Raw genomic sequence first — 21,998 nt, forward strand, 5'->3', positions numbered from 1 at the left:
CAACTAGGGCAGGCGCGCGTTCGCCTCGGCGATCAGGCCCCACAGCTTCAACACCACCTCCACCTCGGCATCGCTGAGCGCGCCGAACACCTCGGCCCGCAGCGCCACCAGGCGCGCCTCGATCTGCCCGACCAACGCCTGGCCGGCCTCGGTCAGCCACAACTGGTTGGCACGGCGGTCGCTGCTGTCGGCTTCGCGGCGCACCAGCGCCTGCGCGCACAACTTGTCCAGCAGCCGTACCAGCGAAGGGCCTTCCATGCCCAGCTGCTGGGCCAGGGCCACCTGGCGGATGCCGCCGCCGGAGCGGCCAATCATCAGCAACGGCCCGGTGCAGGCGCTGGACAGGCCGAACTCGCCAAATGCCTGGTCGGCCAGGCGCTGCCATTGGCGGCTGGCAACCAGCAGGCCGGCACTGAGCTGGGCGCGGGGAGGAAGATAGGTAGTCATCACAATAGATAGGATGCTATCAATTCAAGAATGAATCAACTGTCAACTAAACCCCCGGCAGGCGGCGCGGGCCACTGCTGGGGCCGCCGCCCCGTCCTCGGGTACCATGCACGCCCCCTTTGGGTGCATGCGCATGAGCCAGTCCGACCAGCCCGATTCATCCGTTACCCAGGCCCAGGCCGAAGAGGCCGTGCGCACCCTGCTGCGCTGGGCCGGTGAGGATCCCGCCCGCGAAGGCCTGCTGGACACCCCGCGCCGGGTGGCCGAAGCCTATGGCGACTGGTTCAGCGGCTACCGCGAAGAACCGCGCGCCTACCTGGAGCGCACCTTCGAAGAAGTGGCCGGCTACGACGAGCTGATCGTGCTGCGCGACATCTCCTATGAAAGCCATTGCGAGCACCACATGGCGCCGATCATCGGCAAGGTGCACGTGGGTTATCTGCCGCGCGGCAAGGTGGTGGGCATCAGCAAGCTGGCTCGCGTGGTGGAAAGCTACGCGCGCCGCTTCCAGGTGCAGGAAAAGATGACCGCACAGATCGCCCAGTGCATCCAGGACGTGCTGCAACCGCGCGGTGTGGGCGTGGTGGTGGAAGGCGCGCACGAATGCATGACCACCCGCGGCATCCACAAGCGCGGCGTCAGCATGGTGACCTCCAAGATGCTCGGCAGCTTCCGCGAGGACGCGCGCACCCGCGCCGAATTCCTGCAGTTCATCGAAGTGGGCGGCAAGCGTTGAGGCAGCTCCGGCGGGCGTCATGAAGCATCAGGCACGGATTGCCGGCTACCGCCACTTGCGCGACCAGCCGGCGTGGAAATTGCTCGCCGCCGATCACGCACCGGAGCTGATCGGCCTGCTGCAGACCCTGTTGATGGACGGCGAACGCCGGCTGCCATCGGCGGTGCTGCATGCGCGCCTGCAGCGCCAGCTGGATGCCTTGCGCGGCGACGAACTCTCCCGCGAGCTGCCGCGCACCGCGCAGGCCTACCTGGCGCACTGGCTGGCGCAGGGCTGGCTGGAACGCCGGCTGCCCGAAGGCGCGGCCGAAGAAGAATACGAACTCTCGCGTGCCGCCACCCAGGCCATCCGTTTCATCGCCGGCCTGCGCGAGAGCGGCAGCAGCGCCACCGAAAGCCGGCTGTCGCTGGTGATCCAGCAGCTGGTGCAACTGGCCGGCCAGACCGAAGCCGACCCGGACGCGCGCCTGGCTGCACTGCGCGCAGAGCGCGAGCGCATCGATGCCGAAATCGAGCGGGTGGCCGCCGGCCGCGTCGGTGCGCTGGACGGCAAGCGCGCGCTGGAACGCACCCGCGACCTGATCCATCTCTCCGATGAACTGGCCGAAGATTTCCATCGCGTGCGCGATGACTTCGAACAACTCAACCGGCAATTTCGCGAACGCATCATCGACGACGAAGGCGCGCGCGGCGATGTGCTGGAGCAGTTGTTCAACGGTGTGGACGTGATTGCCGACAGCGAGGCCGGACGCACCTTCGAGGCGTTCTGGAGCCTGCTCAACGACACCCAGCAGAGCAGCCAGCTGGACCAGGCGCTGGACGCACTGCTGGCGCGCGGCTTCGCGCGCAAGCTTGACCGCCGCGAACGCGCCTTCCTGCGTGGGCTCACCGGCACCTTGCTGGAGCGCGGCGGCGAAGTGCACACGGTGATGCAGCACTTCGCGCGCAGCCTGCGCGGGTTCGTGCAGAGCCGCGGGTATCTGGAACAGCGCCGGCTCAACCAATTGCTCAAGCAGGCACAGGGCGAAGCCTTGCACCTGCGCGAGAGCCTGCACGCCACCACCGCCACCGGCTACACGCAGGCATTGAGCGGCAGCCGCCTGCGCTCGTTGTCGCAGTGGCGCCTGCACGACCCACGCCTCACCCAGGTCGATGGCCGCGTGTACGCAGCTGACGCGGCAGAGATCTCGCTGGACAGCGTGGGCGATTTGGTCGCGCAATCGGAGATCGACGTGCGCAGCCTGCGCCGCGATCTGTACGCGCTGCTGGGCGAGCGCCCGCGGCTCACCATCGGCGATGCGTTGCAGCAGCGGCCGGCGGCGCAGGGGCTGGGCAGCGTGATCGGCTATCTGTCGCTGGGCACGCGCCACGGCCTGGTGATCGATGGCCACATGGAAACGGTGCAATGGGAAGGCGGCGACGGCACGTTGCGGCGCGCGCGCATTCCTTTGGTGTGGTTTACCCGGGAGAAACGCAATGAACTGGTCTGAGCAGGCCGCGCTGGACACATACGACGACGATGACGCCGACGCACACGCCAGCGCGCTGAGGCTGCCGGCCAGCGATGCCGCCAGCGCCGCGCAGGGTGGCGCGTTGTTCCTCGGCGACACCGGCACGCTGCCATTCGATGCGCGCCGCGCGCTGTGCCAGCTGTTGGCCGGCCCCAGCATCGACGCGCAGCGGCACGGCGGTTTGTGGCCTGCGCTGCTACGCAACGAGGTGGCAGTGCGCCAGGTGCTGTGCGAGCTGTTCCTGGAGCTGGTGCTGGACCGCGAAGGCGGAGTGGCATTCACCCGCCAGGCCGACACCGCCGAGCTGGAATCGCCCACCTTGCTGCGCAGCGCGCCGCTGACCTTCATCGAGTCGGTGCTGCTGCTGTTCCTGCGTCAGCAACTGGCCGAGGCCGATACGCGCGGCGAGCGCGCGGTGGTGGACGAGACGCAGTTGGTGGAGGCGTTGTCGGTGTACGAAAAGAACGTGTCCACCGACAGGGCCGGGTTTACGCGGCGGGTGATGACGGCCATCGGCAAGATGCGCGAGAACCAGTTGCTGTCGCGGTTGCGCGGCAGCGAGGAGCGTTACGAGGTGTCGCCGGTGTTGAAGTTGTTGTTCTCGGCCGAGGATGTGCAGGCGTTGGTGGAGGCGTATCGGGAGTTGCGCGAGGGGGAGGTTGCGGCGGAGTGATGTCGTCTGCGCCTGGGCCGGGATTTTCCTTCTCCCTCCGGGAGAAGGTGCCCGGAGGGCGGATGAGGGTACGGCGTCGGGCGATGGTTGGTTTGTTGTGGGTTGTGGGTTGTGGGTTTGCTTGAGGTTGGGTGGAGTAGAGCGAAGCAAGGCTTTCACGCCCTTGCGGGCGCGAGTCACTTTCTTTGCTTGTGCAAAGAAAGTAACCAAAGAAACACACCCCGTCCTCGCGCCTTCCGCGCTGCGCGCTCCAGGTGCGCAAGGCCGGCAGAAATTTTTGTAAGGGACATCCCTGTCCCTTACAAAAACGTCGCGCATCCCTGCGCGCCGCCCTGCGGGTTGTATCTGCCGGCCTTGCCGCTGCGGTATGGGGGCCCGGAAAGCAAACTGCGTAAGCAACGGCAACGGCAACGGCAACGGCAATGGCAATGGCAATGGCAATGGCAAGAACAGCAGCAACGGCAGCAACGGCAGCAGTAGCAGCAGTAGCAGCAGTAGCAGTAGCGGCAAGGACGCCAACAACAGCAACAGCGGCGAGAAGAAGAACACGTGAGGTTTTGTAAGGAACGCAGTGGCGTTCGCAGCAGACGTCAATGCAGTCGCAAAGAGCGATGTAGTAACGAAAGACGGTGCAGTGGGCGAGAGGGAGCAGTGGTGGTCGGTTCATGCCAAGCGTGTTGATGGTGCAGGCATTCGAAGAAAAACCTGCTGCCGCGCGTTTCTTACCGTCGCCTGAAAGACTAGGGCACCCGCTCTTGTAGGAGCGACCTTGGTCGCGAAGCCGTCCACGCACCCCATCCGCCGTTCTGCCACGCTCGTCCCGCAACACGCAACACGCAACACGCAACACGCAACACGCAACACGCAACACCGCACCACAAGAAATGCATCACCGGTCGTATTGGTCTGTCCTTGGTGTCTCTGTCGTTCCGTTTTTGGTGAGTGAGCAATGAATTCCCAGTCCAACCTGTCGCCGGCGTCGCCGGGTGCTTCCTTGTTTGCCGAGACGCTGGCCGAGCAGCGTGCGCAGCAGTTTCGTATGCGGCGGTTGCAGGTGCACAACTGGGGGACGTTCAACGGGTTGACCGAGGTGCCGATCGCGGAAAAGGGCTTCCTGTTCGTGGGGCGGTCCGGGTCGGGCAAGTCGACGTTGCTGGATGCGATGTCGGCATTGTTGACGCCACCGAGCATCGTGGACTTCAACGCAGCCGCGCGCGAGGCCGAGCGCAGTGGGCGCGACCGTAGCCTGGTGTCGTATGTGCGCGGTGCCTGGGCCGATCAGCAGGACAGCGCGTCTGGTGAGATCGCCACGCAGTACCTGCGCAAGGGCGCGACCTGGACTGCGTTGGTATTGGAGTATCGCAACGCGCAAGGCGAGGCAGTGAGCCTGGTGCGGCTGTTCTGGATCGCCGGCAGCGGCAATGCTGCGGCGGATGTGCGGCGGCATTACATGGTGGTGCCGCGCGCGTTCGATGTGGCCAGCGAGCTGGAGGGTTTCGATCTGGATCTGCGCAAGCTCAAGGCGCGGCTGGGCGAGGACGTGGCGCATTTCGACGGGTTCGCCGGCTATGCAGAGCGCTTCCGGCATGCGCTGGGCATCGGCAACGACATGGCGCTGCGGCTGCTGCACAAGACCCAGTCGGCCAAGAACCTCGGCGATCTCAACGCCTTCCTGCGTGGCTTCATGCTCGATGAGCCGCGCACCTTCGAAGCGGCCGACCGGCTGGTCGAAGACTTCGCCGAGCTCGACGGTGCGCACCATGCGGTGGTCACCGCGCGGCGGCAGGTGGAGACGCTCAGCCCGGCGCGCGAGCACCATGCCGCGCTGATGGCCTTGCGCCGCAGCGTTGGCGAGTTGCGCGAGTTGCAGCTGGGCGTGGACAGCTACCGCGAACAGCAACGGCTGGCCTTGCTGGAGGCGCGCCTGCAGGAGGTCGACAGCCAGGATCGCGGCCTGGCCGGCGAAGAAGGCCAACGCCGTGAGTCGTTGGACAACCACGAACAGAAACTGGCCGGGCTGGAGCGCGAGCAGCGCGCCGCCGGCGGTGAACAGATCGAAGAACTCGAACGCGAGCGTGTGCGGGTGGAACGCGAGCGCGATGAGCGCCTGCGTCGCCGTGCGCAGATCGAGCAGGCCTGCCGCCAGCTTGGCACCGCCTTGGCGGCCGGTGCCAGTGGGTTCGCCGCCCAGGTGGCGCATGCGCAGGGCGTGCTCGATGGCGGCAAGCAGCACGCCAGCGCACTGGACGAGGCGATCGCCGAGCGCATGGGTGAACGCCGCGACGATGAGCGCCGCTTTGCGGAGATTCGCGCCGAACTCGACGCGTTGAAAAAAGCACCGTCGAGCATGCCCGCACCGATGCAGGCGCTGCGCGCGCGGCTGTGCGACGACACCGGCATTGCCGAATCGGCGCTGCCTTTTGTCGGCGAGCTGTTGCAAGTGCGCGAGGACCAGGTGGCCTGGCGTGGCGCGATTGAGCGCGTGCTGCACGGCTTTGCGCAGTCGCTGCTGGTGGACGAGCGGCATTACGCGCAGGTCAGCGAATGGGTCAACCGCACCCACATCGGCACGCGGCTGGTGTACTTCCGCGTGCGCCGCAATGACGAGCTGCATTCGCGCCGTGTCGATCCCAACGCGCTGCCCGGCAAGCTGCAACTGCGCGAGCATGCCTTCACCGAGTGGCTGCGCAACGAGCTCACCCGTCGCTTCGATTACGCCTGCGTGGACAACGCCGCAGCGCTGCGCAATGCCGACCGCGCCATCACCCGGGAAGGGCAGGTCAAGCATCCCGGCGACCGCTACGAAAAGGACGACCGCCACGCCGTCAACGACCGCAAGCGCTGGCTGCTCGGTCACGACAATCGCGACAAGCTCAAGGTCTTCGAGCGCGAAGCGCAGGCCCTGGCCCAGCGCATTGCCAGTTGCGACGCCGACGTGGCCGCGCTGCGCAAGCAACGCGAGCAGGACCAGGAAAAACAGCTGGCCGCGCACACCCTGGTGGAGCGCGACTGGGACGAGATCGACGTCGGCCCCAAGCTGCAACGCCTGAGCGATATAGACGAACAGCTGCAACAGCTGCGCGAAGGCGATAGCGGCCTGCGTGCACTGGGCCAGGCGATCGACACCGCGCGCACGCTGCGCGATCAGGCCAAGCGCACGTATGAAGACGTACGGCTTGAGCGCGCGCAGTTGGCACGCGAGCGCGTGCGGCTGGAACAGCAGCAGGCCGCCTGCGCCGGCCGTGCCGGCACCGCTGCGCTTACACCCACGCAGTTGCAGGGCCTGCAGGAGCGCCTGGCCGCGTTGGCACCGCTGTCGCTGGACACTCTGGAAGCGCATTTCCGTGTGGTCGAACGTGGGCTGGCCGAGCAACTGGCCGAAAGCCAGGGCCGCGACAGCCGGCTCAGCGCGCAGCTGCTCGAATGCTTCCGCCGATATTGCCAGCAATGGCCGGAAGACAGCGGCGACTTCACCGTGAGCCTGGCCAGCGCCGATGATTTCCTCGCGCGGCTGGACCGGCTGGAAAGCGATGGCTTGCCGCGTCACGAGCACCGCTTCTTCGACCTGCTGCAGACCCAGAGCAAGAACAATCTGCTTGCCTTGCAACGCCACACCGCCGAAGCCCACAAGGGCATCAAGCAGCGCATGGACGAGGTCAACGCCAGCCTGGAGCAGGTGCCGTTCAATCGCGACACCATCCTGACCATCGAGGTCAGCGACCGCCGTCTGGCCGAGGTGCAGGAATTCCAGCAGCAGCTACGCGCCGTGTTGTCGCATCAGCAGACCGAAGACCGCGCGCTGGCCGAAGCGCAGTTCGCCACCTTGCGCACGCTGGTGGCGCGGCTTGGCGCGCAGGAGCCGGAGGCGCGGCGCTGGCGCGAGCAGGTGCTGGATGTGCGCCTGCATGTGGAATTCATCGGCGTGGAGCTGGATGCACAGACCCGCGCGCAGGTGGAGATCTACCGCAGTGGCGCCGGCAAGTCCGGCGGCCAGCGCCAGAAGCTGGCCACCACCTGCCTGGCGGCCGCGCTGCGGTATCAGTTGGGCGGCGAAGACGGCGAATTGCCGCGCTATTGCGCCGTGGTGCTGGACGAAGCCTTCGACAAGGCCGACAACGAATTCACCGCGCTGGCGATGAACATCTTCGAAAATTTCGGCTTCCAGATGGTGGTGGCCACGCCGCTGAAGTCGGTGATGACGCTGGAGCCCTTCATCGGCGGTGCGTGTTTCGTGGAAATCAGCGGCCGCCACAATTCCGGCGTGTTGTTGATCGAGTACGACGAACAGGCGCAGCGCTTGAAACTGCCGGAGCGCTCGCGTGGGGAAGACGCGGCGGTGCCGGCCGAACAGGGTGGCGCTGTGGCACCAGGCGAGCGCGCAGAACGTGCTCCGGTGATCGCTGTGGAGTCTGACCACCCGGCAAGCGTGCACCTAGCGGAGACCACTGCAGTGCTTGCGCAGGGCAATGCCGCCGTGGACGGACACTCGCGCGGCAACAAGAGCACACGCGCGGCGGCCACCGCATCGACCGCAGCGCCAGTGCCTGCGCCCGCTGGCAAGCGCAGCACGTCTGCAGCTGCAACATCAGCGCCGGCCGCGCCAGCCACGCGCACGGCGGACGCGTCGAACGCACAGCGCAAACAGGCTGCAACGCCTGTCACGCCGCCGAAGCCAACCAAGCCGGCGAGCACGCGGCCTGGGTCCTCCGGCAAGCCCGCTGCCAAGCGCACAACCACCGCGAAAGCGGCGGCCGTGCCGAAGGCCTCCAACGCCACGCCGGCCGTCGCGGCCAAGCGCACGGGCAAGGCGCCGAAACGCGTGAGCAAGCCAGCATCCGCTCAGCAGGTGGCCAAGCCGGTATCGAAACCAAAGCCCACGGCCAAGCCCGCGACGGCGGCTTCCGCGAAGGGCCGCGCCGCGTCCACGCGCAGCTCTGCTCCCAAGGCACGCAGCAAACGCTGAGCGCGGGCCCCGCGACCGCACCAGCGGGGCGGTCGCGAGGGCGCGGTGTCTACGCGATGCGGCCGCACACCTGCAGTCGCGTCGCGCCTGCAACGGCGACAGGGATGGACGCGCGCACGCGGGCGTTGCAGCGTCGCCAATGACCCCCGCTGACTGGATGGCACGCCTGCGTCGCACGTCGTGTGCCGCGCCGGCTTCAAGCGAGAGCCGGCCCACGGATCCGCCGCCGCTCCAGGCAGGCCACGCCCGCAGCGATACCTGCATGCTGTGTTGAAGCCTGCAGACACGCACACACGTGATGCCTCACGCGGAAGACATCAACGCACCCATCAAGCCAACCGGCACCGCCAGCCGAACCCAAACTCCCCCGACATTCGCGGATAAGAATCGTTATCATTGATGGCCGGATGTGTCCGCTCTGCGGCGTATCGCCCCAGCAGAAGAGCCCGATGACCCCACTCCCTACGCGTCGCCACCTGTTGTTCGTGTCCCTGGTGGCTGCATTCCCGGCCGCCGCCCAGGACGCCAGCCTGCTCGACGCCATCGTGGTCAGCGAAAAGCGCGCCCTGTATCGGCCCGAAAAAGCCGCCGGCGCCACCCGCACGCAGACACCGGTGGAGCGCATTCCGCAGGCCATCCAGGTGGTGCCGCGTTCGGTGATCGACGAGCAGCAGCTCACCCGTTTGGTCGATGTGGTGGCCAATGTCTCCAACGTGCAGCCCGGCGGCACGCAGGGCAATCGCTCGGAAACATTCGTGATCCGTGGCTTCGAAGCGTCCTCGTACGCGGTCGACGGCATCCTGCTCAATCCGGCGCAGAACTTCACCGAAACCGTGCGCGATCTGGCCAATGTCGCGCAGGTGGAAGTGCTCAAAGGCCCGGCGGCAGTGCTGTATGGGCGTGGCGAACCGGGCGGGGTGATCAACCTGGTCACGCTGCGGCCGGATGCGGTGTTCGGCGGCACTGCGTCGGTGCAGGTGGCCGAGCACGGCCTGCGCCGCGTGCAATCCAGCATCACCGGGCCGCTGAGCCCCACGCTGTCGGCGCGCCTGAGCGCGGCGGCGCAGCAGACCGGCAGTTTCCGTGACGCCCAGGCCGATGGCGACCGCGTGTTCGTGTCGCCGTCGCTGGCGTGGCGGCCGAATGAGCGCGTGCGCGCGGATCTGGATATCGAATACACCCGCCAGACCAGCCCGGGCGATCGTGGTCTGGTGGCCATCGACGGAGTGGTGCGTGGCCCGGCGCAGCGCAGCTTCGGCGAGCCGTGGTCGCGCAATCACGGCATCTCGCGCACGGCCCGCGGGCGTATCGAAGTCGACGCCACCGATTGGCTCACGCTGCGCCAGATCGTCAATCACCAGGACGGCGACAGCGGCCGCGACGTGGCCGACTTCACCGGCTTCAGTGCCGACCGCGCGTTCCTGCAACGCCGCGCCGTGCGCCAGGACCAGCAGGTGCGCGCCACCACCTCGCAGACCGAAGCGCTGGCGCGTTTCGACACCGGCCCGTTGCGTCATCAGGTCCTGGCCGGTGCCGAATATGTCGATGCGCATCGCCACACCGACGAGGCCCGTGCGCCGCTGGCGCGCATCAGCGTGCGCGCGCCGGTGCAGGGCGCTTTGCCGGGCACCTATGTGCCGGCACGCGAGATCGCAGTCGATGCGCGCTACGCCGCACTGTATGTGCAGGACCAGATCAGCCTGGGCGAGCGCTGGGATGTGCTGGCCGGCGTGCGCTGGGACGATGTGCAACAGACCACCGTCGACAACGGTGCGCGCACCCGCGAAGACGGCCGGCGCGCCTCGCCGCGCCTGGGCGTGGTGTGGAAGGCCGCACCGCAGTTGTCCCTGTATGCCAATACTTCAACCTCGTTTCGCCCACGCAGCGCCAGCGTGTTTGCCGGTGGCAGCGCGCCGCCGGAAACCGGCCGCCAGTACGAGCTCGGCATGAAGAGTGCGCTGCTCGACAACCGCGTGCTCGCCACCGTCGCCGCATTCCAGATCACCAAGGACAACGTCGCCACCGCCGACCCGAACAACGATGGCTTCGTGCTGGTCACCGGGCAGCAGCGCGTGCGCGGACTGGAGCTGGATGTCACCGGCGAACTCACCCCGAACTGGCGCCTGATCCTGGGCGCCGGTTATCTGGACGCGCAGGTCACCCGCGACACCGTCATCGCCAGCGGCAACCGCCTGCGTGGCGTGCCGCGCGTCAGCGCCAGCCTGTGGAGCACCTACCACGTCGCCAGCGGCCCGCTGTACGGGCTGACGCTGGGCGCGGGCGCCGTGCATGTGGGCGAGCGCGAAGGCGATCTCGCCAACAGCTACCGCATCCCCGGCTACACACGCTTCGATGTGTCGGCGGCGTACCGCTTCGGCGGCCGCTACCAACTAGCGCTGCTGCTGCGCAACCTCGGCAACCGCTTCTACATCGAACAACCGGTGACGCAAACCACCAACTACCCCGGCGCGCCCCGCACGCTGTCGGCAACGCTGAGCATGGAATTCTAGGCATCGGATTGGCTCACGGCGTCACGCCGCCGCGGCGTGCGTCTCAGTGCAGCAGGTCCCAGCCCATCTTCCCGATCAATACCACTACCAGCACCAGGAACAACTGCCGGATCAACGGCGTGCCGCCGCGCAATGCCAGCCGCGTGCCGGCCACCGCACCGGCCACGTTGGCCGCCGCCATCGGCACGCCAATCGCCAGCATCACCTGGCCGGTGGGCAGGAAGAACGACAGTGCGGCCAAATTGGTCGCCAGGTTCACCACCTTGGCCGCAGCCGAGGCGCGCAAAAAATCCAGCCCGAAGAAGCGGATGAACAGGAAGATCAGAAAGCTGCCCGTGCCCGGGCCGAAGAAGCCATCGTAGAAGCCGATTGCCGCGCCCATCGCCAAGGCGGTGACCAACTCGCGGCGGCCGATGGCGCGCGGGCGGTGCAGGGCGCCGAAGTCCTCCTTGATCAGCGTGTAGCCCAGCATTGCGATCAGCAACACCAGGATCAGCGGCCGCACCGCCTGCTTGGGCAGCAGGCTCACCGCCGTCGCACCCAGAAACGAAAACGTAAACGCCGCCGCAGTGGCGTAGAGCACCGGCCGCCACGGAAACCGCACGTTGCGCGCATAGCGCCACGCCGATGCACCGGTGCCGAACATCGCGCTGAACTTGTTGGTGCCCAGAATCAGTGACGGCGCCTGCTGCGGCAGCGTGGCAAACAGCCCCGGCAACTGAATCAACCCGCCGCCGCCCACCGCCGCATCCACCAGCCCGGCCACGAAGGCGATGCACAGCAGCCACGGCAACTCGGTGGGAATCAGTTCCAGCAAGGCGGTGCTCCGCACGATGGGGGCGACAGCATAGCCGCCGCACTGACAGCGCTCCACGCCGGGTTGCACGGATATGTCGCGGTGTTCTCCGCGCGCCGGTCGCGGCCAATCACAAGGACAACAACGCCGCTGTTCTGCGTGGCAACAAGGCAAGGCGCGCAGCTGCGTACGCCCGTGCTCGGCGATCTACGCTGGCGACTCCCCGCCGCGGTTCAAAAAGCCGTGCGAGGTTGCCGCGGAGCGATTACGGCGCAGGCCGCTGTCCACCGCAAGAATGCGGCGGCGCGCACGCGCGCTGTAAGAGCGGCTAACCAAACGTAGCGAGCAGTCGTCAGGTGGGTGCGGACGGCGCGGAGGAACCGGAATGTACGTGGGTACATGCGGATTCCGAGCACCGGCCGCGCCCGCCTGACGGCTGCGCAGTCGTTTTGATAGCTGCTCTAAGCCGGCCAAGGCGTACTCGGCACAAGCCTGCGTCTTCATCCCAATGGTCGTCGATGCAGTTCCAGTAGTCGCGGTGTTCGCGCACCAGGGGTGGCCTTGAGCTCCTTGGCCGACTGCGGCCTGCCATCGGCCTCCACGCGGGTGATCTCGAAGCGCGCGTTGCTGTTGGCATCGGCGCCGTCGGTGTCGTCGAACAAGGGACGCACGCCGACCAGCGCTTTGGTGTTGCGCGCCTGCGCAGCTGTGCAGCAAGCGCGGCCCGGATTAAGAAGTAAGCGGTGGTTTTACTGAAGCCCGCCTGCGGGGGAGAGCTAGGCGTGAGAGTAATGCGCGCAGCCTCGCTGATTGCCACGCACAAAGCTGCGGGCACTGCCGAGAACACCACTACGCAACTTTGCGCGTACAGAAGCGACGAAGACGCGCACGCAAGGAGCATCACTACAACGTGCATATCAGTGCCCACTCACGCTCCCGCACACTTCAACTACCAAGTAGAAGCCCGCATTCCGCATTCCGCATTCCGCATTCCGCATCCCGCATCCCCAATTCCCAATTCCCAATTCCCAATTCCCAACCGCAGCCCGCACAATCCCACCATGTCACCGTCCACACCCACCGATCCCTGTCCCTGCGGCCGCGCCGCCGGCTACGCCCAGTGCTGCGGCCAGTACCATGCCGGCGCTGCGGCGCCCGATGCGGAAACGTTGATGCGCGCGCGCTACAGCGCTTATGTCCGCCGCAACGTCGATTACCTGCTAGCAAGCTGGCATCCGTCCACGCGGCCGGCCGAGCTGGCGCTGGACGAAGGCGGCCGCACCACATGGCTGGGCTTGAACGTGCAGCGCGCCATCGCCACCGGCGCGGACACCGCCGAGGTGGTGTTCCTGGCCCGTTACCGCATCGGCGGTGGCAGCGCGGTACGCATGACCGAACACAGCCGGTTCGTGCGCGAGGACGGCCACTGGTACTACCTGGACGCCCGGTAAGGTCGCGCTGACGCACCGACGTCATCGCCCAACGCCGCACCTGCGATCACAGTGCAAGGCCGGCGCGCCACACGGTCCGCCGGGTCGCCGGTCATTCCGGCAGTCGCGCCCACGTGCCACCCCAGCCAGCCCAAACCGCCCGACGAACGGCGCCATCCCGCCCGGTTTGTCGACGCCACGTTCGCAGCCGATCCCGGAAGCTTGCCGCGCCGGCGGACTGCGCCGCGGGGCGGGACGGGATCATGGCAACCTTCAATCTCTGGCAATGGCTGCTGCTGGCACTGGTGGTGTTCGCGATCGTGCTGCCGACGCTGGTGGCCGCCGCGATGATCTGGTTCGGCCCCCGTCACGACGCCCCGCGCCTGCCACGCAGCGTCCGCCGCAGTGGCGACGCCACCGGCGCCACCCCAGCGCTGTCGCTGCTGTCGGGCATCACTGGCGACGGCAGCTAAACCAGCGCCGCCGCACCATCACGGCGGCGCAGCCAGCATCACGGCCCCAGCAATACGCCAGACGCCCGCCTGATTGCTGCGCCCCTGCACGCGCCCCGGCCGTCAGGTTGGCTATGCTCCCCGGCTCGACCCGCCGCGCAGGAGCCTTCACCGCATGCCGTTCGTTTTTCTGCCGGCCCTGAGTCCATGACGCCGCTAAGGCGTGCGTTGCCGCTGCTGCTGGGCCTGGCGCCGTTCGCCGCCTGGGCCGACCCCGCGTTCGACCGCTGCCTGGCCGGGCTGCAGACCCAGGCCGCCGCCAAGGGTGTGGATGCCGCCAGCTTCCAGCGCTTCACCGCCGGTCTGGCCGCCGATCCCAGCGTGTTGCCGCTGCTGGACGCGCAACCGGAATTCACCACCCCGATCTGGGACTACCTGGCCAGCCTGGTCGATAGCCAGCGCGTGAGCGATGGCCAGGCCATGTTGGCGACCCACCGCGAGCTGCTCACCCGCCTGTCCGAACAAACCGGCGTGGACCCGGCCACCATCGTGGCGGTGTGGGGCGTGGAGAGCGACTACGGCCGCATCACCGGCAAGCGCCCGTTGCTGGTGTCGCTGGCCACGCTGTCGTGCGCCGGCCGCCGCCAACCGTTCTTCCGCGGCGAATTCCTGGCCCTGCTCGGCTTGTTGCAGCAGGGCGACCTGGCGCCCGAGGGGCTGACCGGCTCCTGGGCCGGCGCGTTCGGGCAGACCCAGTTCATGCCGTCCACCTATGCGCGCATCGCCGTCGACGGCGATGGCGATGGCCGCCGCGACCTGGTCGCCAGCATTCCCGACGCGCTGGCCTCCACCGCCAACTATCTGGTCAAGGCCGGCTGGGAACGCGCCCGCCCCTGGGGCATGGAAGTGCGCCTGCCGGCCGGCTTCGACGCCAACAAGGCCGGCCGCACCCGCCGCCAACCGCTGCAGGCTTGGCAGGCCGCCGGCCTGCTCGGCACCGACGGCAAGCCGCTCGCCCCGACCGGGCTGCCGGCCGAGACCGCCGCCGCCCTGTTGCTGCCGGCCGGCCCCACCGGCCCCGCGTTCCTGGTGTTCCGCAACTACGACGCGATCTACGCCTACAACGCGGCCGAAAGCTACGCGCTCTCGATCGCGCTGCTGGCCGATCGCCTGCGCAGTGGCCCCGGCCTGGTCGCCGCCTGGCCCACCGACGACCCTGGCCTGGGCCGGCCCGAACGCCGGCAACTGCAGCAATTGCTGCTGGCGCGCGGCCACCAGATCGGCGAAGCCGATGGCATGGTCGGCACCGCCACCCGCCGCGCCATCCAGGTCGAGCAGACCCGCCTGGGCCTGCAGCCGGCCGATGGCCGTGCCGGCCAACGCATCCTCACCGCCTTGCGCACCGCCCCGCCGGTGACCGGCGCCGCCGTTCGCGGCACCGCGTTCACGCTGCCGGCCGCCTATCCCGCATTCGTCCAATCTCCCATCGTCCAGAAGGCATCCCCCATGTCCGACGTCACCGGCCTGCGCACAGGCGACTTCCACGGTTTTCCCTCGCTGCTGATCGATACCCCATATTCCACCGCGGCCATCAGCCTGTTCGGCGGCCAACTGCTGTCGTTCGTGCCCAAGGGCGGGCAGGACGTGATGTGGCTGTCGCCCACCGCCAAGCAGCCGCCCACGCCCATCCGCGGCGGCGCGCCGGTGTGCTGGCCGTATTTCGGCCGCCAGGATCAGACCGGCGACGTGCCGGCGCACGGCTTCGTCCGCACGGTGCCGTGGCAGCTCACCGAAAGCCGCCGCGAAGACGACGGCACCCTGGTGCTCACGCTGACGCCTCCCACCTTCGATGACCTGGCGCTACGCCTGCACATGACCCTGCGCATCGGCCGCACGCTAGAACAACGCCTGGTCACCGAAAACGTCAGCAAGGCGCCGGTGCGCTTCACCCAGGCCCTGCACAACTACTTCCGCGTCGGCGACGCGCTCAAGGTGAGCGTGCAGGGCCTGGACGGGCTGGACTATCTCGACAAGTACGAGAACTACGCCACCGCGCACCGCCAGCAGGGCGACTGGAGCCTGCGCGACCCGCGCGACCCCGGCCGCAGCGACCGCATCTACACCAACGCCGGCGGCCACTACACCCTCATCGACCCGGTGCTGGGCCGCCGCATCGACATCCGCACCGAAGGCAGCCGCTCGCTGGTGGCCTGGAATCCGGGCGAAGAGGCCGCCGCTAAGATGGCCGACGTGGGCACCGGCTGGCGCGACTACGTCTGCCTGGAAGCCGCCAACGCCGGCCCGGACGTGATCGAACTGGCGCCCGGCGCCAGCCACACGCTGGGCCAGACCATCAGCGTGGAATAACCGCAAGAATTGCCTAAGCCACTCTCACAACCCGCGCTGCTTCCCAAGACAGTAAAGAGGCAGCAACGACTCCCTTCTCCCATCGGGAGAAGGTGCCCCAGGGGCGACTGAGGGGACGTGCGAAGCCTGGTGAAGTTTGAGTGGACCTGTGGCTTCGCCCCGTACCCTCACCCCAACCCCTCTCCCGGCGGGAGAGGGGCTCTAACTCCATCACGCTGATCTTGCGCCAGACACAGGCCAGGCGCTTCCCTTTCCCCAGCGGGAAAAGGTGCCCCGCTGGGGCGGATGAGGGGATGGGGCGTATCAGGCAGCGGACCCTCCCCATAACCCCACTACCCACTCCACCGCTACACTCGCCGCTTCGCCCCTGCGTGCCGCGCGATGTCCATCTCTCCTGATTCCGCATCCGCTCCCGCCCCGGGCCGGCGCCGCGCCGCACTGATCTTCATCTTCATCACCGTGCTGATCGACGTGCTGTCCTTCGGCGTCATCATTCCGGTGCTGCCCGATCTGGTCAGGCAATTCACCGGCGGCGACTACGCGGCCGCAGCCGGATGGATCGGCTGGTTCGGGTTCCTGTTCGCCGCCATCCAGTTCGTGTGCTCGCCGCTGCAGGGCACCTTGTCCGACCGCTACGGCCGCCGCCCGGTGATCCTGCTGTCGTGCCTGGGGCTGGGCCTGGATTTCATCCTGATGGCACTCGCCCACACCCTGCCGATGCTGCTGCTGGCGCGGGTGATTTCAGGCGTGTGCTCGGCCAGCTTTTCCACCGCCAATGCCTACATCGCCGATGTCACCCCGGCCGACAAGCGCGCCGGCGCGTTCGGCATGCTCGGCGCCGCATTCGGCATTGGCTTTGTCGCCGGCCCGTTGATCGGTGGCTGGCTGGGCAGCATCGGCCTGCGCTGGCCGTTCTGGTTCGCCGCTGGCCTGGCGCTGTTGAACGTGCTGTACGGCTGGTTCGTGCTGCCCGAATCGCTGCCGCCGGAGCGCCGCACCGCGCGGTTGGACTGGTCGCATGCCAACCCGTTCGGTGCGTTGAAGCTGCTGCGCCGCTACCCGCAGGTGTTCGGCCTGGCCTCGGTGGTGTTCCTGGCCAACCTGGCCCATTACGTCTACCCCAGCATCTTCGTGCTGTTTGCCAGCTACCAGTACCACTGGGGCCCGCGCGAGGTGAGCTGGGTGCTGGCCGGTGTCGGGGTGTGCAGCATCATCGTCAACGCCGTGCTGGTCGGCCGCATCGTGCGCTGGCTGGGTGAGCGGCGCGCGCTGTTGCTCGGGCTGGGCTGCGGCGTGATCGGCTTTGTGATCTACGGCCTGGCCGACAGCGGCCGCACCTTTCTGCTGGGCGTGCCGATCAGTGCCTTCTGGGCGGTGGCCGCCCCGGCTGCGCAAGCCTTGATTACCCGCGAAGTCGGTGCCGACGCCCAGGGCCGCGTGCAGGGCGCGCTCACCAGCCTGGTCAGCCTGGGCGGCATCGCCGGCCCGCTGTTGTTCGCCAATGTCTTTGCCTGGTTTATCGGCAGCGGCGCGCCGCTGCACCTGCCCGGCGCCCCCTGGTTGCTGGCCGGCCTGCTGCTGGCCGCGGGCTGGTTCATGGCCTGGAAGCGGGCAGGGCGCAGCCCGGCACTGGCGCAGGGCTGAAGCCAACCGGTTCATGCAGCGGACGCGCCCGCTTTTTGCCTAGCTCGCATGCCCTGCTAGGCTGAGCAGCTTGGCTTTTGACTGTCTTCCTACGCATGCGTTCTGACACCCCGGTTGCCCCGCTTTCGGCTGCGCTCGCGCTGCGGCATGCCACGCAGGAGGCGCATACCCGGGTTGAGTCGGTGCCGCTGATGCAGGCGCTGGGGCAGGGCCACATCGACGCCGATACCTACGCGCAGGTGCTGCGCCGGCATCACCGGCTGCTGGCCGGTTTCGAAGAACAGCTGAGCGACTGGCTGGTGACGCTGGTGGGCAGCGGCTGGCAGTACCGCCGCCGGGTGCCGGCCTTGCGGGAGGATCTGCGCGTGCTCGGCCAACCCGTCGATGCCGCCGTGCCGCCGCCGCCGGCCAGCAGCGAGGCGGCGCGCTGGGGCATGCTGTATGTCATCGAAGGCTCTCAGCTGGGTGGCCGGGTGATTGCACGCATGCTGCGCAAACGTCAGCCGGGCCTGGCGCATGCATTGCACTATTTCGAGCTGGCCGACGAAGACCCGGCCGGCTGGCGGCGCTTTCAGGCGGTGCTCGAGCAACGCCTGCAGAGCGCAGCGGCGCGTGCCGACGCCATCGCCGGCGCGCAGGCCATGTTTGCCCATTTCCACACCTGCCTGGCAGCGGAGGCACGTCCTTGAGCACTGCAACCAACCCGTTGGACCTGGACGTCTGCGCGCGCGAACCCATCCATATTCCCGGGCTGATCCAGCCCTACGGCGTGTTGCTGGTGATCGACCCCGCCGACGGCCGCATCGTGCAGGCCAGCACCACCGCCGCCGATCTACTCGGCGTGCCAATGGCCGCACTGCTTGGCATGCCCTACACCCAGGTGCTGACGCTGCCCGAAGCACAGCCGTTCGCCGTCGATGACCAGCCACAGCACCTGATGCATGCCGAGGTGCGGTTCCCGCAACGCGCCACGCCGCCAGCCAGCGCCTGGGTGGCGGCCTGGCATCTGTATCCGCAGCAGTGGCTGGTGGAAATGGAGCCGCGCGATGCGCGCCTGCTCGATGTCACCCTGCGCGAGGCGATGCCGCTGCTGCGCAGTGTCGAACGCGATCCGGGCATCGCCGAGGCAGCGGTGCGCGTGGCCAAGGGCCTGCGTAGCCTGATCGGCTTCGACCGCGTGATGATCTACCGCTTCGATGAGGAGTGGAACGGCGACATCATCGCCGAGGCGCGCAAGCCGGAGCTGGAGGCCTATCTCGGCCTGCATTACCCCGCCAGCGACATCCCGGCGCAGGCGCGCGCGCTGTACCTGCGCAACCGCGTCCGTCAGATCGCCGATGTCGGCTACCAGCCGTCGCCGATCCAGTCCACCGTGCACCCGCGGTTGGGCACGCCGGTGGATTTGAGCGATGTGAGCCTGCGCAGCGTCTCGCCGGTGCACCTGGAGTACCTGGCCAACATGGGCGTCACTGCCACCTTGGTGGCCTCCATCGTGGTCAACGATGCGCTGTGGGGGCTGATCTCCTGCCATCACTACAGCCCGCATTTCACCAACCACGCCATGCGCGATGTCACCGATGCGGTGGCGCGCACCCTGGCCGGGCGGATCGGCGCGCTGCAGGCGGTGGCCCGTGCGCGCCTGGAATCGGTGCTGCTCACCGTGCGCGAAAAACTCATCACCGACTTCAACGATGCCGAGCACATGACCGTCGAGCTGCTCGACGACATGGCCCCGGACCTGATGGATGTGGTGGACGCCGACGGTGTGGCGATCTTCCACGGCAACGACATCAGCCGCCACGGCACCACCCCGGACGTGGCGGCGCTGCGGCGCATCCGCGATCACATCGAGTCCGAACACCACGAGGCCCTGCGCGAAGATGCGGTCGGCGCGCTGCATGTGGACGCCATCGGCGAGGTCTTCCCCGAGCTCGCCGACCTGGCGCCATTGGCGGCCGGCTTCATCTTCGTGCCGCTGATGCCGCAATCGCGCAGCGCCCTGCTATGGACCCGCCGCGAGCAGATCCAGCAGATCAAATGGGCCGGCAATCCGCAGCTGGCCAAGCTGGAAGACATTCCCAACTCGCGCTTGTCGCCACGCAAGAGTTTCGATCTGTGGCAGCAAACGGTGCGCGGCCGTGCGCGGCGCTGGTCGCCGCTGCATCTGGAATCGGCCCGCAGCCTGCGCGTGCTGATCGAACTGATGGAGCGCAAGCGCTTCCAGCAGGACTTCACCCTGCTGGAAGCCTCGCTCTCACGCCTGCGCGATGGCGTAGCCATCATCGAGCGCGGCACGGCCAACGCCGCGCACCGCCTGCTGTTCGTCAACACCGCCTTTGCCGATGTCTGTGGCAGCGACGTCGCCGAGCTCATCGGGCGTGACCTGCAGACGCTGTACGCCAGCGATGCACCACGCGCCAACGTGGAACTGTTGCAGGATGCGCTGCGCAACGGCCGGGCCGCCTACGTCACCTTGCCGTTGCAGGTGAGCGACGGCGCACCGGTCTATCGCCAGTTCCACCTTGAACCTCTCCCCAGCCCCAGCGGGGTGACCGCGCACTGGTTGTTGCAGCTGCGCGATCCGGAATAAGAGCAGCGATCAAAACGACTGCGCAGCCACCAGGCGGGCGCGGCCGGTGCTCGGGATTGGCATGACTCCGGCTCCTCGGCGCCGTCCGCACCCACCTGACGGCTGCTCGCTACGTGTTATCAGCCGCTCTAAGCCATCGCGCGCAGTGCGCGGGCGCACCCCGAGGCAACGCGGTGGCGAATACGCGCGCAGTCTTCTCGGCATCAAGCGTGGCGGCTTGATGCTGCAGGACCACCGCCGGCCATATGCGGTGGCGGCAGCGACCTGAGGCACAGGCGCATCGTCCATGGTGCTGCGCCTGTGCCTTGTCTCAGTGCTGCGGTCGGCGCGGCCGCAAGGCGACCAACGTGATCGCACCAGCCAGCAAGCCCCAGAACGAGGCCCCGATCCCGCCCAAGGTGAGTCCGGAGGCGGTCACCAGGAAGGTGATCAGCGCCGCCTCGCGCTCCGGCTCCTCGCGCAACGCCGCCGCCAGGCTGTTGCCGATCGTGCCCAGCAACGCAATGCCGGCGATCGCCATCACCAGTTCGCGCGGGAAGGCCGCAAACACCGCCGCCACCGTCGCCCCGAACAAGCCGATCACGATGTAGAACACCCCTGCGGCCACCGCAGCGGGATAACGGCGTGCCGGATCCTCGTGCGCCTCGCGGCCCATGCAGATCGCCGCGGTGATCGCCGCCAAGTTCAAGGCATAACCACCGAACGGCGCCAGGACGGTATTGACCACGCCGATCCACCCAATCGTCGGCGAGATCGGCACCGTATAGCCGGAGGCCCGCATCACCGCCACGCCGGGCACGTTCTGCGAAGCCATCGTCACCACAAATAGTGGAATCGCCAGCCCGAACAGGGCCGCCCACGAGAGGCCAGGCACCATCAGCACCGGCCGGGCCAGTTCCAGCCGCACCGTGTTCCAGTGCATCAGCCCGCCACCAGCGGCAATCGCAATCCCGACCAGCAAGGTCGCGATGACCGCATAGCGCGCAAACCAGCGCCGCCCGATCAGATAAGTCGCCAGCATCGACAACGCCATGGCCGCCTGGCTCTGCATCGCCACGAACAGGTCCAACCCGAAGCGCAGCAGCACCCCAGCCAGCATGCCCGACGCCAGCGAGAGCGGAATCCGCCGGATCGCCCTTTCGAACAATCCGGTGAACCCGGCGACCGCACCCAGCACGGCGGCCACCACGAATGCACCGATCGCCTCCCGCAGCGGCACCCCGGCGGCAGTGCCAATCAACATCGCCGCACCAGGCGTGGACCACGCCGTGACCACCGGCACCCGGTACCGCAGCGACAGGCCGATGCAGGTCACGCCCATCCCAATGCCCAGCGCCCACATCCATGAGGCAATCTCGGCCTGATCGGCCCCCAGATGCCGGGCCGCTTCGAACACGATCACCGCCGAGCTGGCGAAGCCCACCAATACAGTGACGAACCCTGCCGCGATGGCAGGCAGGGACAGATCGCGGAACAGGCTGCGTGCGGAGGACATCGTCATCCTTGCGGGAGGGCAGTGCATTCTTACCGAGCACGTCGGCGTCTTGCATCTCTCTAGAGGGTGCATCTCTCTCTATGGTGCGCACTCCCAAGAACAATGTTGCACGACAGAAGGGCGCTGCCAGTTACCTGCCCAGCTGCAGTCACCAGTTCGTACAGCGCGTGGCAACACGCTATCGACGGCCATGCGGCCCGTCAGATAAAGCGGGCGTCAAAAAATGCTTGCACTTCTGCGCAGGCTCGATAAACTGCGCGACCTCGCTCAGGACGGCGGCGCTTCTCGAAGCACTGCAGCAACGAACGGGGCGAATCGGAGACACCACAAGGTGTTGACGAAACGGAAAAGCCGGCTATGATGGGCGGCTCGCTACACGGAAAGA

The 21,998-nt window shown here is 67.7% G+C and carries 16 protein-coding genes and 2 other RNA genes; 13 read left to right on the forward strand and 5 right to left on the reverse strand.

Going from position 1 to position 21,998, the window contains the following annotated elements:
- Positions 1 to 3: 3 nt before the first annotated feature.
- The gene (locus tag QRM89_RS02920) at positions 4 to 447 is read right to left on the reverse strand and encodes a MarR family transcriptional regulator (protein WP_011039231.1); all 444 of its coding nucleotides are present in this window, start codon (positions 445 to 447) and stop codon (positions 4 to 6) included.
- 133 nt (positions 448 to 580) lie between these two features.
- Between QRM89_RS02920 and folE the strand changes: the two genes are divergently transcribed.
- The 6 genes from folE to QRM89_RS02950 all read left to right on the forward strand — a co-directional run bounded on the left by folE (position 581) and on the right by QRM89_RS02950 (position 10,839).
- Positions 581 to 1,183 (forward strand): GTP cyclohydrolase I FolE, encoded by a 603-nt coding sequence (folE, locus tag QRM89_RS02925; RefSeq protein WP_016945065.1) that lies wholly within the window; start codon positions 581 to 583, stop codon positions 1,181 to 1,183.
- A 19-nt stretch (positions 1,184 to 1,202) separates the two neighbouring features.
- Positions 1,203 to 2,672, forward strand: coding sequence for a DUF3375 domain-containing protein (locus QRM89_RS02930; protein WP_285447248.1), 1,470 nt, complete (start codon positions 1,203 to 1,205; stop codon positions 2,670 to 2,672).
- On the forward strand, positions 2,659 to 3,366 hold the full coding sequence (locus QRM89_RS02935) for a DUF4194 domain-containing protein (RefSeq protein ID WP_285447249.1): 708 nt from the start codon (positions 2,659 to 2,661) through the stop codon (positions 3,364 to 3,366). The genes QRM89_RS02930 and QRM89_RS02935 overlap by 14 nt, the downstream gene beginning before the upstream one ends.
- Positions 3,367 to 3,733: 367 nt before the next feature.
- Positions 3,734 to 3,919: a hypothetical protein gene (locus QRM89_RS02940; RefSeq protein ID WP_285447256.1), complete on the forward strand. Its 186-nt coding sequence runs from the start codon at positions 3,734 to 3,736 to the stop codon at positions 3,917 to 3,919.
- A 396-nt stretch (positions 3,920 to 4,315) separates the two neighbouring features.
- Positions 4,316 to 8,329, forward strand: a complete 4,014-nt coding sequence (locus QRM89_RS02945; protein WP_285447250.1) for an SbcC/MukB-like Walker B domain-containing protein — start codon at positions 4,316 to 4,318, stop codon at positions 8,327 to 8,329.
- Between the two features lie 449 nt (positions 8,330 to 8,778).
- Positions 8,779 to 10,839 (forward strand): TonB-dependent siderophore receptor, encoded by a 2,061-nt coding sequence (locus QRM89_RS02950; protein ID WP_285447251.1) that lies wholly within the window; start codon positions 8,779 to 8,781, stop codon positions 10,837 to 10,839.
- 43 nt (positions 10,840 to 10,882) lie between these two features.
- Here the strand turns inward: QRM89_RS02950 and QRM89_RS02955 are convergent, their stop codons facing one another.
- The 3 genes from QRM89_RS02955 to QRM89_RS02965 all read right to left on the reverse strand — a co-directional run bounded on the left by QRM89_RS02955 (position 10,883) and on the right by QRM89_RS02965 (position 12,306).
- On the reverse strand, positions 10,883 to 11,656 hold the full coding sequence (locus QRM89_RS02955) for a TSUP family transporter (RefSeq protein ID WP_285447252.1): 774 nt from the start codon (positions 11,654 to 11,656) through the stop codon (positions 10,883 to 10,885).
- A 305-nt stretch (positions 11,657 to 11,961) separates the two neighbouring features.
- A non-coding RNA gene (locus QRM89_RS02960) (sX9 sRNA) lies at positions 11,962 to 12,036 on the reverse strand.
- A gap of 99 nt (positions 12,037 to 12,135) precedes the next feature.
- Complete coding sequence (locus QRM89_RS02965; protein ID WP_161960199.1) at positions 12,136 to 12,306, reverse strand: hypothetical protein; 171 nt, start codon at positions 12,304 to 12,306, stop codon at positions 12,136 to 12,138.
- A 390-nt stretch (positions 12,307 to 12,696) separates the two neighbouring features.
- Here QRM89_RS02965 and QRM89_RS02970 point away from each other — a divergent pair, with 390 nt between their 5' ends.
- From QRM89_RS02970 to QRM89_RS03000, 7 genes are all read left to right on the forward strand, one after another.
- Complete coding sequence (locus QRM89_RS02970) at positions 12,697 to 13,086, forward strand: YchJ family protein (RefSeq protein ID WP_011039223.1); 390 nt, start codon at positions 12,697 to 12,699, stop codon at positions 13,084 to 13,086.
- 242 nt (positions 13,087 to 13,328) lie between these two features.
- Positions 13,329 to 13,538, forward strand: coding sequence for a hypothetical protein (locus tag QRM89_RS02975; RefSeq protein ID WP_014509592.1), 210 nt, complete (start codon positions 13,329 to 13,331; stop codon positions 13,536 to 13,538).
- Between the two features lie 186 nt (positions 13,539 to 13,724).
- Positions 13,725 to 15,884: a lytic murein transglycosylase gene (locus QRM89_RS02980; protein ID WP_285447253.1), complete on the forward strand. Its 2,160-nt coding sequence runs from the start codon at positions 13,725 to 13,727 to the stop codon at positions 15,882 to 15,884.
- Positions 15,885 to 16,265: 381 nt separating this feature from the next.
- Entirely contained in the window at positions 16,266 to 17,528 is a 1,263-nt protein-coding gene (locus tag QRM89_RS02985; protein ID WP_114996463.1) for a TCR/Tet family MFS transporter, read from the forward strand.
- A gap of 95 nt (positions 17,529 to 17,623) precedes the next feature.
- Positions 17,624 to 18,217 (forward strand): biliverdin-producing heme oxygenase, encoded by a 594-nt coding sequence (locus QRM89_RS02990; protein WP_019238149.1) that lies wholly within the window; start codon positions 17,624 to 17,626, stop codon positions 18,215 to 18,217.
- Complete coding sequence (gene bphP, locus QRM89_RS02995; RefSeq protein ID WP_285447254.1) at positions 18,214 to 20,118, forward strand: bacteriophytochrome BphP; 1,905 nt, start codon at positions 18,214 to 18,216, stop codon at positions 20,116 to 20,118. The genes QRM89_RS02990 and bphP overlap by 4 nt, the downstream gene beginning before the upstream one ends.
- A 61-nt stretch (positions 20,119 to 20,179) precedes the next feature.
- Positions 20,180 to 20,243: non-coding RNA, sX9 sRNA (locus QRM89_RS03000), on the forward strand.
- Positions 20,244 to 20,428: 185 nt separating this feature from the next.
- Here the strand turns inward: QRM89_RS03000 and QRM89_RS03005 are convergent.
- Positions 20,429 to 21,613, reverse strand: coding sequence for a benzoate/H(+) symporter BenE family transporter (locus tag QRM89_RS03005; RefSeq protein WP_103700487.1), 1,185 nt, complete (start codon positions 21,611 to 21,613; stop codon positions 20,429 to 20,431).
- Positions 21,614 to 21,998 lie beyond the last annotated feature (385 nt).

Source organism: Xanthomonas sp. LMC-A-07, from assembly GCF_030208825.1.
Classification (GTDB): domain Bacteria; phylum Pseudomonadota; class Gammaproteobacteria; order Xanthomonadales; family Xanthomonadaceae; genus Xanthomonas; species Xanthomonas campestris.

What these genes read in the sequence shown, in the direction of transcription:
- QRM89_RS02920 (WP_011039231.1), bottom strand. Translation starts at nt 447, where the DNA reads ATGACTACCTATCTTCCTCCCCGCGCCCAGCTCAGTGCCGGCCTGCTG.
- QRM89_RS02935 (WP_285447249.1), top strand. Translation starts at nt 2,659, where the DNA reads ATGAACTGGTCTGAGCAGGCCGCGCTGGACACATACGACGACGATGAC.
- QRM89_RS02980 (WP_285447253.1), top strand. Translation starts at nt 13,725, where the DNA reads ATGACGCCGCTAAGGCGTGCGTTGCCGCTGCTGCTGGGCCTGGCGCCG.
- QRM89_RS02970 (WP_011039223.1), top strand. Translation starts at nt 12,697, where the DNA reads ATGTCACCGTCCACACCCACCGATCCCTGTCCCTGCGGCCGCGCCGCC.
- QRM89_RS02930 (WP_285447248.1), top strand. Translation starts at nt 1,203, where the DNA reads ATGAAGCATCAGGCACGGATTGCCGGCTACCGCCACTTGCGCGACCAG.
- QRM89_RS02975 (WP_014509592.1), top strand. Translation starts at nt 13,329, where the DNA reads ATGGCAACCTTCAATCTCTGGCAATGGCTGCTGCTGGCACTGGTGGTG.
- QRM89_RS02940 (WP_285447256.1), top strand. Translation starts at nt 3,734, where the DNA reads ATGGGGGCCCGGAAAGCAAACTGCGTAAGCAACGGCAACGGCAACGGC.
- QRM89_RS02985 (WP_114996463.1), top strand. Translation starts at nt 16,266, where the DNA reads ATGTCCATCTCTCCTGATTCCGCATCCGCTCCCGCCCCGGGCCGGCGC.
- QRM89_RS03005 (WP_103700487.1), bottom strand. Translation starts at nt 21,613, where the DNA reads ATGTCCTCCGCACGCAGCCTGTTCCGCGATCTGTCCCTGCCTGCCATC.
- QRM89_RS02990 (WP_019238149.1), top strand. Translation starts at nt 17,624, where the DNA reads ATGCGTTCTGACACCCCGGTTGCCCCGCTTTCGGCTGCGCTCGCGCTG.
- folE (WP_016945065.1), top strand. Translation starts at nt 581, where the DNA reads ATGAGCCAGTCCGACCAGCCCGATTCATCCGTTACCCAGGCCCAGGCC.
- QRM89_RS02950 (WP_285447251.1), top strand. Translation starts at nt 8,779, where the DNA reads ATGACCCCACTCCCTACGCGTCGCCACCTGTTGTTCGTGTCCCTGGTG.
- QRM89_RS02945 (WP_285447250.1), top strand. Translation starts at nt 4,316, where the DNA reads ATGAATTCCCAGTCCAACCTGTCGCCGGCGTCGCCGGGTGCTTCCTTG.